Raw genomic sequence first — 13,026 nt, 5'->3', positions numbered from 1 at the left:
CTCACGACAACGATATTTTCTGTATGTATTTCGTTTTGTTGCGCATACGTTGATTACTCCTTTGCATCCTCGAAAATGGAGCAATTCGAAAACATGCATCGTACGCTGCAACTTGAAGAGCATTCAATGAGCCTCAACGTTGCACGATGCACGCAAGCTCATTCGGCGCTTCGCGGGAACCTGAGGCAGCAGATCCAGGACTTGGCCCGAACAAATAACTTGGCAATTCCGCCAGGCGAGATGAAACGCCAGCACAGCAGGTGCTTCAGCGCTTCTGAAGGGACCATCGCGTGCGAGCTGAGAGACGCTCAGCGTGGGAGCTCCGTGGTCGAGAATCGTTCCCGGCGGGCCCGTTTTTGGACTGGGGTCGGTGAACGCGTGCCAGGACTGCTGAATCATGTGGCGCGCTGGTTAGTCGGAATTAGCTGGGATCCGACCATTCCACCGCTGCCAGCGGCTTGTTTCCCTTCATCACGAAGTAGAGAAGCAGCCCGACTCCAACCCATGCGGCTCCCAGGAGTTTGGCGTCAAGATTGAGATTCAGCCAAATGAACGTGCAAACAACAAGACCGCAGAGCGGCGACAATGCCGCGAAAGCTACCTTTTCGTGGGAGCGGAACTTGTAGTGAATAAGCGCCGCCGCGTTTACACCAATGAACGCGATGAATGCTCCGAAGTTAAGCAGTTCCGCGCCCTTTTCAAAGGTCAACAGAAACGTACCGACCAGCGTGATGGCGCCCAACAGCAGCACGTTGTTGCGCGGGATTCTCGTCTTCGCATCTAGTACGCCGAAGAATCGCTTTGGCAGCGCATCGGTGCGTCCCATTCCATAAAGCAGACGCGCGGCGCCGAATTGCGCAGCGATACCTGAGCCCATATTGGCGATCAAGAGCGTCGCATTCAGTAATTGGAAAAGAAACTTGCCACCGACGCGAAGGGCGACCTGCACGTAAGCGGTGTCGACCATGGAGGCCGGGAATGGAATGCGTGCCGGCCAAGCCAGCTGCGCAAGGTACACTTCGATCGCGGACAGGACGCCAATCGCGAAGCAGGTGATGACCGTGGCCAGCAAGATGTTACGCCGCGGGTTCTCGACTTCCTCTGACATCGTGGAGATACCATCGAAGCCGATGTAGGTCAGCACCGCAATCGATGCGCCATGAAACAGGAGCCCGGGAGCGAAGGTAGCTGGATCGTAAAACGGCAGCAGCCATTGCCCACCCACGGGACGCGCCACCAGCGCAATGTAGCGTATGGCATACGCGATGAAGACCACGACGACAATGCTCATGCCCAATGCCAGCAGAGCATTCACGCGGCTCGACGTTTGCACGCCACGCAGGTTCAGTCCGGTGAAGACAAGAACAAATGCGACGGCCCAGGCAGCATAAGGAATTTGGGGAAGAATATTCTGGGCCGCCGCGCTGCACCAAATGGCGCAGATGATGGGATTCAGCATGTAATCCATCAGCATGGACCAGCCCACCACATAGCCGGCCAGCGGGTGAATCTCCTTGCCAACATAGGTGTAGGCCGACCCGGCGCTGGGATACACGCGCGCCATTCTGCCGTAACTCACAGCGGTAAACAGCATGGCCACCATCGCAATGAGGATCGTCGTCACCACGTGTCCCCGCGCGGCATTGCTGACCACGCCGTAGATACTCATAGGCGCCGTGGGCTGAATGATGATGATGCCGTAAAGAATCAGGTGGCGAAGCTTGAGCGTGCGGCGGAGGCCAAGGGGCTCCACGGATCGATCAACAGTTGTGTCCATACGCGCGGATCCTCGGTCATCCACGAAGCGCTAACCCACAAGCATCTGCGTAGCGCGCCAGAGACTCCCGTACCTTATCATGAATGATAGAGACCGGATTGTTGCTGATCGTCCCAGCACGAATTGCCTCCGCCTGCCGAGGAAGATATTGGCTGAGCAAAGGCAAGGGCGCGGGGTGTTCGCGAAGGTTTTCGAGCAGAACTGCAAGGGCCTTGGATATCTCGGCGTTCGGCCAGTAGTAGCGGATCCGGTCGCTCAGGCTATAGGCCCTGGCAATGTGCTGCTGGTGCTCATCGCCGTGGTAGTAACCTTTCCAGTTTCCGGGATGGTCAAGCATCACCTGCTCGATGATTGCCCGCAGATTGGAGCGCCGTTTATCGGCAATCCACTCTTCCTCAATGCGTGCCAGGCCGAAGATTGCTTCCCGCATTACGAAGCTCAATTCAGGGCCGACTTTTAGAATGCCAAAGTGCCCACTCACAAGTTGGCGAAGTGACTCCGCCGTCTGATAGTCCGTCGAATGTGCCTCGAAGACAATTCCATCCTGCTGCAGAATGGATTCGCTGAGCTGCGAGGCCTTGTCTGGCTGGTAGTCCTCGACAGTGTCGTGGCCAAACTCAACGCCGGGCTGCACAACCACGCCGACGATCCGATCCCAGGCGGACAGAAGGTTCCTTCGTTCGAAGGCTCGCCGGTGGACTTCCAGAGTCTCCCGCAGGCTCTCCGTTGAGGTGACTTCGATTTCCATTTCGTCCACTGCGCCGCCGGGAGTAGGCACCTCCGTTCCGATCACGTAGACCGGGCGAGCCGCGGAGTTGCGCGTTGCAGTTTCGGCAACTTCGCATAACCGTGCGGCACGTTCTGCAATCTCCTGGGGGGCAAGAGGCGTCGCATCATCGGCGCAGGCCATGCTGGCGTCCAAGTGAATCTTGCTGAACCCCGCATCCGCATACGCGGCAACCATGATGCAAGCTTTCTCCATGGCAACGCTGGCAGGCTCGTCCTTCCACGGATTGGGGCCAAGATGGTCTCCACCCAGGACGACTCGCCCAATGGGGAAATGCATCTCCTCGGCAATGGCATGAATGTAGTCTCGAAACTGAGCGGGCACCATGCCGGTGTAGCCTCCCTCCTGATTGACCTGGTTGCATGTCGCTTCAATGAGCAGCAAACTTCCATCGTGTGCGGCCTGCGCAAATGCCGCCTCCAGCACCAGGCGATTCGCAGTGCACACCGAGTAGATGCCTCGGCGCTTCCCTTCCCGGTTCTCCCGCAGCAGCTGACGCATCTCATCCACTGAATTGCGTGACGCTGCGGATTTTTCAGACGCAGAGGTCATATTCGACGTTTGCGCAATGTCCCCCATTGAAGGTTCTACACGCGAAAACAACTTGTCGTTGGAGACGGCGGCCGGTCTCGGCTCAGTTGCAACCGTAACGCCGGATCGAATCCCCGAATTGTGCGGAACAAGCATTTCCTGCTGCCAATGTTGTTGGAAAAAACCTTCGCGGTATGTCCTGTCACAGAAGGCTTCCGTGCCGCCGGAACGCGTGACGGATAAGCCTCCGGCCAGATTTCCATAGGCGATACACGTTTCCAGCGGAGCCTTCCGAACCCATTTGTGCAGGAAGCCAGCGTCAAACGTGTCGCCGGCGCCCACTGAATCTTTCACTTCCACTCGAAGCGAAGGCACGTCAATGCGCCGCCCCTCGAAGTACGCAGAGGCCCCCGCCGCTCCTCGCTTCACAACCAGCAACGGCACCTTCGCAGACATGCGTTCGGCGGCGGGTTCAGCCTTGGCCATCTTGGCAAGCTCGCTCTCCGTGCACAACAGCACGTCCAACAGAGGCAGCACGTCCTCAAGCACACCGGCCCACTTGTCTTCAGGGTCATCGTTCGTATCGAGAGAAGTGGTCAACCCGCGCCTTTTCATCTCTCTGAATAACTCCGGGATATCGGGTGACAACTTGCGATGCAGAAAAAGAGAGGATAAGTGAAAATGTTTGGCCGTTGCCAGATAGTCCAGATCCAGATCGTCGATTCCCATCTCAAACATCGCACCTGGGTAAGTGAGTATCCGGCGAGTAGTTGCGAAAGGAAGTATCACGGTGATCCCAGTATTACTTCCAGAGGCCGACTGAACCACGTGATCCACCTGCACGCCAGCTTCCTGCAGCCAGCGGCAACACATCTCTCCCAACGCATCCCCACCCACGCGCGAACTGAACGTAACCTTGCTGCCTAACAGCGCCAGGTTATGCGCGAGGATGGCCGAGGAACTACCGAGGGTAAGCGTAAAGCCGCTGGCCAGCACTTCCCTTTCTTCCGGCAGCTCGCGCGGCGCTCCGTAGACAATCAGATCGGGATTCAGCTCTCCGACTATTGCAACGTCCGGTTGCTCCGAAGAGCCGTTCTGCAGGCTGCTTCCTACTACTTCGGTTGAGTTCATACTCTCCATCGTTTATGCCTTAGAACAGGCGTTGCTCTTTGCGGATGCAGACCACGTCGAGCGTGATGCCCCAGGTATTCTCGCCCATCGAGGATTCGATTGTTGGTGTTGTGGACCTCTGTCCAAGATTCCGCACGAATGCCTATTGTTCACTTGGGCGCTTTTTATTCGCCGGCACAAACCGTGTGGGGATGGTGCCAGAGACCGAAACCGCAACCGTCTTGGAGTTTGCGACGGCATCGATCCCCATCGCAGTCACCCGCACACTGTATGCTCCGGACTTGGTGTAGGTGTGTTTCACTTTCATCCCATCTAACGTAACTCCATCGCCGAAATCCCAGTGGTATGTCAGCACCGGCTCCTCCGCAGACGTTCCCTCGGCGCTGAAATCGATTGTTTCTCCTGCTTTTGCTGAGGCTGCCGCATGCACCTCAAACGCGGGCGCCGCAGGAGCAACAGCCTTGTCGATCAGTTTGTACATTCGAACCGAATGCGGAGGCTCGACAAGATTCATCTTTTCGGATGAAGCGTCGCAGCAGGGTTTATCGTCGAACACTTCCGTGATCTGATAGGCACTGGGCTCCTTCAAACCGAGAGCCTTGAAATCTATGGACCGCGTGCGCTCCTCTTCTGTCCAATTGAAAATGGTAAGAATGGACTGGCGCTTATCCTCCTTCAGCAGAAAGACGCTGGGCTGCTTGTCGGCCTGCTCATAAGTCATCAGGTCAGCGGGGATGGACGAATGGCCCAGGTGAGCCATATTGATCAGGTCAGTATTTTTTACCAGTGCCAATCTTTCCGGGGACGATCCGAGGGTAGGCAGGTCGTCACCAAGCTCAAACATGCCTCCTGACACAGCGGCCAGAGCGATCGATACCTTTGCCTCGTCGTGCGTGAGAGGATGCCGGCCTCCGTGCCATGAGTGATCATCGACCGTTTGAGAAGAGACCGTGAACGCATCCGGATCCGCGACAAAGAAATTGCGATTCATATAGTAGCGTGCTGCGATACCGGAAGCAGCATCACGGCTGGCATCGAATGTATGCCCGGTGTCCTGAGAGATGCGCCCCGCGTCCACGATCCCAACAGGATTGAGCATTGGACTGCCATCCTTATCCAGAACCGTGTCTTCTCCAACCGCGCTCCGGATGATCTCAAGGCCAATCCGCTGCGCTTCCAAGGCAGTTGTATTCGGACGATGGTAGGCCCCTTCGACCGCCGTGTCATCCATAAAGTCCATCTTGATAAAACGAACGCCCCAGTCGTGGAGCGTGCTATACGTCTGCTTGAGATAGTTCTGCGCTCCCGGGTTGGTCGTATCCAGCACATACAGGGGATCGTTGTGGTCGGTCACATAACCAATATGAATCAACTCGCCCGCGGCGTTGTGCAGCAGCCAGTCCTTGTGGTTCTGATAAACCCACGCGCGGTCGGAGACTTCGAACGGGGCGGTCCAGAGGCCAAAGATGAGGCCATTGCGCCGTACCTCTCCGCCAATATATTCCAATCCGTGCGGAAACAAGTTGACATCGGGTGTTGTGTACTCGCCGCGCGCGTATTGGTATCCTTCGTCGATCTGGTAGTAGATATACCCGCTGGGCTTCAGGTTCTCGCTGAGCCATTGCGCTGTTGTAACAGCGGCTCCCTGGTTGAGACCAAAGTAATACGCGGTCCAACTCCACCATCCGATCGGCGTCGGCGTATTCACTCGAGCCTTGTGCAGCAATCCCGCCGCACGCCCATACTGCTCCAACTGCGCGTGGTAGTCGGAGCCGACAGAGAACATGAGGCGCTCCGATGAAAGGCTATCTCCGGAGTGAACAGGAAGGCTCAGACTTACTTGCTGAGAGGCAGGCGATTGCCTGAGCGATTCACCTTTCATGATCTCCGTTGTGCCCGTTGCCACTGCTTCATACGAGAGAATCTTCGTGTCGCCGCCAGCCGGTTGCTCTTTGAGATGGAAGATGGTTAAGAGCCGGTCGGACGTCAGTGCGCCAAGGAACAGGCTCTCGCCGCTGTCCCGGTTAAAAATGAGCTGGCTTTGCACCGCTCTGTGCACTCCGTGCGGACCTTCAGCCAGGTCGCGAATCGCGAGTTGAGGCCGATCCTCACTATAACTGTCCGACAGGATGCGGTCCGCCGACGCGGGACCATTCAGATTGATGACCGGACCGCCTGCTGCGTGAAGAGTGCGAATTGCCTGAACAGAGATGGTTTGGCTGGCGGTGTTAACCACTTTGACTTCAATCTCGCCCCACGCCTGATCGTGATACAGCTTGAAAGTACACACCAGATCGGGCGCACCTGCAAGGCTGGTATGCGTAACCGTGAGTTTCGTTCCCGAACCAAATTCATCGTGAAAATCTGACCGCGCCGTCTTATGCTGCGGGTAGGCCGACGATTGCATCACACGGCCGTCTACGTCCGCTTCCACACCAGACCGCAGCACTGGATCGGGAATTCCGGGCCGCACGATAGAGTATGAACCGTCTGCGTTGATTCGTACCGACAACTCCTTCCCCTGGATCGAAGCCAATTCCCCTGGCCCGCTGTGATCGGTCGATTGTTCCTGCATGTTTGCATACGCTTGGCTTCCAAGAGCCATCGCGGCCACAACAAGCAGCACGCACGTTTTTCGGCTATTCCATTGGTTCACTTGAACTCCTTCGTTCTTCGCAGACAAATCACAAGGTGCGCCAGCATTGACGTTGCCGGCATTGCGAGCAGGGCTCCAAGGACGGGAAGCGGCGAGTTAAATGCCCAACATCCCCAGGGACTATTAAATAAATAGCCAAAGCTCCTCGGCCCTCAAAAGCTTTCATCGACAGTTGCAAGAATTGAACAGCTCTGACGCGCCTTGTCAGCCTGAGTCAAGCACGTCGTGTCAATTTTCGTACTGTTTCAATTCTGATCATATATACCAAATTGTGTCGTTTTCATGTTTCGCTATATTACGAATTGAATACTTTTGTGTCAATCGAGATTTTGCGCCCCCTGGTATGGTCGGCCGATTCGCCGTTCGGCAGGAAGGAGGAACGCCTGATGAATACTGTGACCTTCAACATATTTTTTGGACAAGCTCTTAGGGCACCCAAGATCTCCTCCAGCACGATTGCCTCTGCTGGCGGGAACGGGGTAGTTGAGCACGCGAACCTGTCGGATTTGCGATGGACCATTTCCGAGCTGGGAGTCGTAGTCGTGGTTTCGAAAAGCGCAAAGTGAAAGTATTGACGGTTGCGCAATGCCCATATATTCTTACGTAAGGCTTCGACTTCGATTTATTTGCGCCAAAACATAATTTTCGGTGCTTTTAAGTTGTCTGGGCCAAGGAATGGAGTTTTACATGGCAGAGCTTTCCAGCGTGCACGTAGAGAGCAACACCCACGGCACCCCCATATACACCCTCCCGGAGATTCTTCGACAGCCCCTCCTTTGGCCCACCACGCTTGAACGCGTTCTCTTAGCATCCGAAAAACTGCAACTGCCGGCCAAGCTTTGCAATGCAGGCATCCTTGTGACCGGAGCGGGAACATCTGCCTACGCGGCCAGCGCGGTTGCGGCGGCTTGGCATAACGCATCGGCCATTCCTACGACTGACTTTCTATTGGATTCGGATCGTCACCTGGCGAACGTGGGGGCAGTAATCTCATTGGCTCGGTCGGGCAACAGTCCAGAAAGCGTCGCTGTCGTGGAGCGAATTCGAGCGATGAGGCCAGACGTTCTACAGTTTGCAATTGTCTGCAATGAAGATGGAGCCTTGTCTTACTCGGGCCTGGATGGACTCATTGTGCTTGATCCGCGGACGAATGACCAAAGCCTCGTGATGACCAGCGCGTTTTCCAATCTCGTTCTTGCCGGACTAGCTCTGGCGCAACCTGATTCTGTACCGGCAGCAGTTGAAGCTTTCAGCAAACGCGCCGCCGCATTGCTGCCCGAGATCGATCGCGTCTGCCGGCTTGTGGCAGATCGCGTACAAGACCGGATCGTGATGTTGTCCTCCCCACCGTTGCTTGGCTGGGGCCGGGAAGCGGGACTCAAAACCCTGGAGATGACTGCCGGGGCCTTTCCTGTGGTCTCCGAAACATACCTTGGGCTTCGTCATGGTCCTATGTCCTTTGTGAAACGCGACACGTTGGTGATGTGCCTGCTATCCAGCGATCCGGTCCGGCGCCGCTACGAAGTGGACCTCATTCGTGAACTTCGCACAAAAAAGATTGGATACCTGGTCGGAATCGTCGATCCCCGCGATGGAGGGGATCTATTCGACGAAGTCATCCCCTCCATCGCTCCTGAAGCGAACGACGATTTGCGTACTCCGTTTGAGATACTTGGCCCACAACTTCTCGGCTATTATCTGAGTTTGCGTATCGGGTTAAATCCCGATAACCCCAGCCCGGACGGGGTCATCAACCGGGTGGTTCAAGGTGTGAATATTTATCACGAAGCATCCTCGACAAGATAGAAGTTCGCCGACCTCTGGACGTCGAGTAAATGCATAGCTTGCCGCGCAAGAACTGGACCATGAGTCCGTTGGGTTTGCGCGAGAGAACCGCCTAATTGATATCCAATCCAGGCAAGTCTGCTCTCCTACACGAATATCCCCCTAGTCCCTACAGATTGCTGTCTCGTCTTCATCGCCGATGACGGTTTCATCTCGGAAACACAGAATGTTGCAGTCTATAGATGACATTAGGCGAGAAAATCCAGCTTATTTTTGTGAAAATTTTCTTGACAAAATGCGCCGCTCAAACGTATTCATGGTGAAGAGTCTTTTGACGCTCCCTTCGTATCGGGGTTCAGTGCCGGTTTAAGCCCGTGCCGTTCCATGACATTTCCGCACTTACTCACTCACCAAGGAGTCAAGGTTGACTGAAGCAAGTATCCCGGCAAAGTATTACCAGGTTGGAACGGCAACGGTCGAAGTTCATCCCGACCGTTACGCAGCCGGTGCGGCTGCTGCGCGGGCTGCGAGCAAAGCGTTGATCGAGTTAGCGAAGGCTCATAACTCGATAGGAGTTATATTTGCGACCGGTGCCTCGCAGTTTGAGATTCTCAATGAGCTCACGCGCCTTCCAGATATACCCTGGGATCAGATTCGCGGCTTTCATATGGATGAATATGTGAATCTGTCCGCGGATCATCCTGCCTCTTTCCGCCGCTATCTCCGCGAAAGATTGACGGGCAAGGTGAGCATGAAAGAGTTTTTTGAAATTGATGGAAGCGCGCCGGATCCGGAGCAGACAAGCCGGAACTATGCCGCCAAGCTTCGGCTCGCCGACCCGCAGGTATGCTTTCTTGGTATTGGAGAAAATGGCCACCTTGCCTTCAACGATCCCCCGGTGGCAGATTTCACCGATCCTCTCGATGCCAAGATTGTTCTGCTCGACGCCCTCTGCCGCCAGCAGCAGATGGCAGAGGGATGGTTTTCCAGTGTGGAGCAGGTTCCGGACCACGCGATAACACTTACGATTCCAACGCTGCTGCGCGTCCCAAAGCTGATCGTATCGGTTCCTGGTTTACGCAAAGCAATGATTGTGCGCCGCGCCTTGGAAGAAGCCATCTCCACGGAGTGCCCCGCCACGATCCTCCGCACTCATCCGGATGCGACAATATATTTAGACTTGGAATCGGCCAGCGAACTGGACGACGTACTTTTCTCCCGATAACAACAGCGAACAATACAATCAGGCTTGTTCCACCGCTCTCAACTTATTCGCAGTCACGCCGATCGAGGTTCTAGCTCCTCGATTTGCGTGACGCGGCTACTACTGAAATATTTGCGGAAGCGGAAATCGCCCGGCATGAGTCTCTCTTGATAAGTTCGGTGGGCAGAGTTGCCTGCTGGCGGTGTTGACCGGGATTGGCAATCCTGTTCAGCAGCAACTCCACCATCTGTTTGCCCAACTGCTCAGGAAACTCGCGGATCGTCGTCAAGGCGGGGTACAACCAGGAACCAACGGTATCATCGCAACCCACCACACTGATGTCGCCCGGAATCTCCAGGCCGCTATCGCGCAGCCCCTTATATACACCATGTGCTGTTGGGTCATTCCCCGCAAAGATAGCAGTTACCTGTTCGCCTTTAGCTAATAATGACTTTGTCCCGAGATAGCCAATATCCGTCTCGTCTTCTGAATCGATAGTGCTGTGGCGAGGCTGCAAGCGCGCTTCTTCCATTGCGCGCCGATAGCCCTCGTAGCACCGGGCGAACCAGGGAAGACGAAGATTGCCCACGAACCAGATATGGCGGTGCCCCAGGCTTATGAGATAGCGGGTAGCATCCGACCCACCCTGAATATCATCCGAGAAGACTACGTCGTAATTGGAATGTTCGACCTCTTCCATCAAGTTATTGCCGAAAACCACGAAAGGAACACCTTTTGAGGTGAGTAACTCGAGAAGGTTTGCGGAGTTTGTGCCCGCCAGAATCACTCCACGAACAATGTCGCGCCGTTGAACGACGTTCGGCAAGTGGAGATCCTTACCGGGGACATTTGCCGGGTAATTCAGCGATTGGAAGATCAGTTCCCAGTTATGCGAAGCACAGATCGCCTCAGCTCCAAGAATGACGCTGGAGTGAAATGCGTGGTGCTTGACCCGATTACTGAGAAGAATTGCCAGAGCCTTGGTTTTATTTCGCTGAGAAAAGTCGACATCAAGATCGGCCGCGGCCGCAAGCACGCTTTTGCGGATGCCAGCATCAACGGTGTGGCTCCCATTCAGAACCCGGGAAACGGTGGAAATACTTACCTGCGCTGCAGAAGCAATCTCTCGCAGGCCGAATTTTCTCTTCCTTGAAACCGCATCGGTCATGCGACTCTACGCCCCACGTCCCGGTGCTTCCCTATCTCGTTCATGACTAGATGGTCCTTTCCCAATTGCGCGAGAAACCCGGACTCGCCGACGTGAGGCCACAATACCAGATAATTTTCACGAAAAGCAAAAGACCGGCAATTCTTACGTATACAGGCTCTATTTAAGAAACAACATATGCAGGAATGGTGCGCTCTTTAAAAGGCTTCTTGCGCAAGCCTTAGCTATTGTTGTAGGTTCTGAACCTTCTCCTCAGATGGAAAGAAGTGGCCTCTTGTATTTTCTTCGGTCAGAGAAGTTTCGGCAATATTCGGAAATTTCCCTTGCTTTCGAATATTTTCATGTGCTAATGTCCGTTCATAATGCGGTTGCACCGTGTACACAAGTGGCTGCGCTGATGAGATTGCACAGCACGATTGAGACCTTCCCTTTCCTTTGAGATTTTCCACACGACTCAGAGATCAAAAACCGGGAGTTGATTGCAATGGTTGAAAACGCAAGAAACGAAATCGATCGGCGCACATTTGTGAAGCAGGCTGGAGTCACAATGCTGGCTGCCGGCATGAGTGCTCAATCCTATGCGCGCATTCTCGGCGCCAACGATCGCATTCGCCTGGGCCAACTCGGCTGCGGCGACCGGAGCCAGGGCCATGTGCACATGGTGACCCTTGCCTCCAAGCAGATGCCCGTTGAAGTGGTTGCAGTTTGCGATCTGTGGAGCATGGCACGGGAGCACCGCGCGGCCCAGGTGAAAAAAGCGTTCAATATTGAACCGCGAACCTTCAAGTACTCCGAAGAGATGCTGTCGTTGAAGGACCTTGACGGAGTGATGATTGCCACGGGCGACTTCCAGCACGCCAAGCTGTGTGCCGAAGTGGTGAAGGCCGGAAAGGATTGCTACGTTGAAAAGCCTTTTGCGAACGTACTCTCCGAGGCCATTGAGACGCGCAACATTGTCAAGCAATCCAAACAAATTGTACAGATGGGAACGCAGCATCGCAGCCAGCCCTATCCGCTTGCAGTAAGGGACATCATTCGTTCGGGGCGCATCGGAAAGATCGTACACGTTGAGCAGGAGTGGAATGTCAACGAAGAGCGGTGGAGATTCACTCGGTCGGACACTGGCTATTCCAAAGAGATGCTGATGGACGTCAACATGGAGTGGAAGCAATGGCTCAATGGCCGGACATCTCATCTGAAAGAAGACGATACGGATTGGAAGCGGTGGCTGCTGGGTAAGCCTGATCGTCCATTTGATCCCCACGTCTATCTTGAATTCAGGCTGTATAAAGACTTTTCGTCCGGAATCTTCGATCAGTGGCTTAGCCATGGTTGCGACCTGGTGCATCTGTGGACGGACGAGGCCTATCCGGAGAGCGTGGTTGCCAACGGCGGAATCTTCGCATGGAACGATGGACGGGAAAATCCGGATACTGCCGTGACGGCAATCGTCTATCCGAAGGGCTTTCTGTACACCTACAAGACGATCTTCGGAAACAGCTATCGCAGCTTTTCGCGAATTGATGGACGAGATGGCACGATCGAGAATTACGGCGGAGAGGGCGCGTCCCTGTTTATGGTTACGCGCGAAGGGGGCAGGCAGGAGTTCGATCCATTCGACAGTGGGCCGACGTACAAGAATCTTCCCATCGTTGGGCCCGCGAAAGACGGCGGACATGTTGTCCAGGTTCCCGGGGCGCCGGCGCCGACCTCACTGGGTCCGGACGATGATGACGTAGTTCATCTGGTGAACTGGCTCCAGTCGATGCAGACGCGGAGCCAGCCCAACGCCACCGTCGAACATGGATTCTCGCATTCGCTTGTTTGCATCATGGCGACGCAATCTTACTGGAGCGGCAAGAAGCTGTATTGGGATTCGCAGAACGAGCAAATTGTCGATCGTCCGGTTGGAGCTTCCACTGCCTGATCGACGAATGCTGGTTTACATAGCAACGAGGCGGCGTCCACCTGGATTCTTGAGTGAGGT

General features: G+C 55.0%; 7 protein-coding genes. 3 read left to right on the top strand and 4 right to left on the bottom strand.

Annotated features, from left to right (window positions below):
• Positions 1-421: 421 nt before the first annotated feature.
• The 3 genes from HDF14_RS13115 to HDF14_RS13105 all read right to left on the bottom strand — a co-directional run bounded on the left by HDF14_RS13115 (position 422) and on the right by HDF14_RS13105 (position 6,801).
• Positions 422-1,777, bottom strand: a complete 1,356-nt coding sequence (locus HDF14_RS13115; RefSeq protein WP_183977330.1) for an APC family permease — start codon at positions 1,775-1,777, stop codon at positions 422-424.
• 16 nt (positions 1,778-1,793) lie between these two features.
• The gene (locus tag HDF14_RS26585) at positions 1,794-4,226 is read right to left on the bottom strand and encodes a D-tagatose-bisphosphate aldolase, class II, non-catalytic subunit (RefSeq protein WP_183977328.1); all 2,433 of its coding nucleotides are present in this window, start codon (positions 4,224-4,226) and stop codon (positions 1,794-1,796) included.
• A gap of 142 nt (positions 4,227-4,368) precedes the next feature.
• Complete coding sequence (locus HDF14_RS13105; protein ID WP_183977326.1) at positions 4,369-6,801, bottom strand: PKD domain-containing protein; 2,433 nt, start codon at positions 6,799-6,801, stop codon at positions 4,369-4,371.
• Between the two features lie 768 nt (positions 6,802-7,569).
• On the opposite strand from HDF14_RS13105, the gene HDF14_RS13100 reads away from it, so the two are divergent.
• Positions 7,570-8,688, top strand: a complete 1,119-nt coding sequence (locus HDF14_RS13100) for an SIS domain-containing protein (RefSeq protein ID WP_183977324.1) — start codon at positions 7,570-7,572, stop codon at positions 8,686-8,688.
• A 403-nt stretch (positions 8,689-9,091) separates the two neighbouring features.
• The gene (locus HDF14_RS13095; RefSeq protein ID WP_183977322.1) at positions 9,092-9,892 is read left to right on the top strand and encodes a glucosamine-6-phosphate deaminase; all 801 of its coding nucleotides are present in this window, start codon (positions 9,092-9,094) and stop codon (positions 9,890-9,892) included.
• A gap of 70 nt (positions 9,893-9,962) precedes the next feature.
• On the opposite strand, the gene HDF14_RS13090 is transcribed toward HDF14_RS13095, so the two are convergent.
• Positions 9,963-11,039 carry a LacI family DNA-binding transcriptional regulator gene (locus HDF14_RS13090; protein WP_183977320.1) on the bottom strand — a complete coding sequence of 359 codons (1,077 nt, stop codon included), beginning with the start codon at positions 11,037-11,039 and terminating at the stop codon, positions 9,963-9,965.
• Between the two features lie 484 nt (positions 11,040-11,523).
• Here HDF14_RS13090 and HDF14_RS13085 point away from each other — a divergent pair, with 484 nt between their 5' ends.
• Positions 11,524-12,966: a Gfo/Idh/MocA family protein gene (locus HDF14_RS13085; RefSeq protein WP_183977318.1), complete on the top strand. Its 1,443-nt coding sequence runs from the start codon at positions 11,524-11,526 to the stop codon at positions 12,964-12,966.
• The last annotated feature ends 60 nt before the right edge of the window (positions 12,967-13,026 follow it).

The sequence above is a fragment of the Tunturiibacter gelidiferens genome, assembly GCF_014201335.1.
GTDB lineage: Bacteria > Acidobacteriota > Terriglobia > Terriglobales > Acidobacteriaceae > Edaphobacter > Edaphobacter lichenicola_E.
This window is presented reverse-complemented; position numbering and strand designations above follow the sequence as displayed.

Bases quoted from the DNA above. Each gene is read 5' to 3' on its own strand.
- HDF14_RS13085 (WP_183977318.1), top strand. From the start codon at position 11,524: ATGGTTGAAAACGCAAGAAACGAAATCGATCGGCGCACATTTGTGAAG.
- HDF14_RS13115 (WP_183977330.1), bottom strand. From the start codon at position 1,777: ATGGACACAACTGTTGATCGATCCGTGGAGCCCCTTGGCCTCCGCCGC.
- HDF14_RS26585 (WP_183977328.1), bottom strand. From the start codon at position 4,226: ATGAACTCAACCGAAGTAGTAGGAAGCAGCCTGCAGAACGGCTCTTCG.
- HDF14_RS13100 (WP_183977324.1), top strand. From the start codon at position 7,570: ATGGCAGAGCTTTCCAGCGTGCACGTAGAGAGCAACACCCACGGCACC.
- HDF14_RS13090 (WP_183977320.1), bottom strand. From the start codon at position 11,039: ATGACCGATGCGGTTTCAAGGAAGAGAAAATTCGGCCTGCGAGAGATT.
- HDF14_RS13105 (WP_183977326.1), bottom strand. From the start codon at position 6,801: ATGCAGGAACAATCGACCGATCACAGCGGGCCAGGGGAATTGGCTTCG.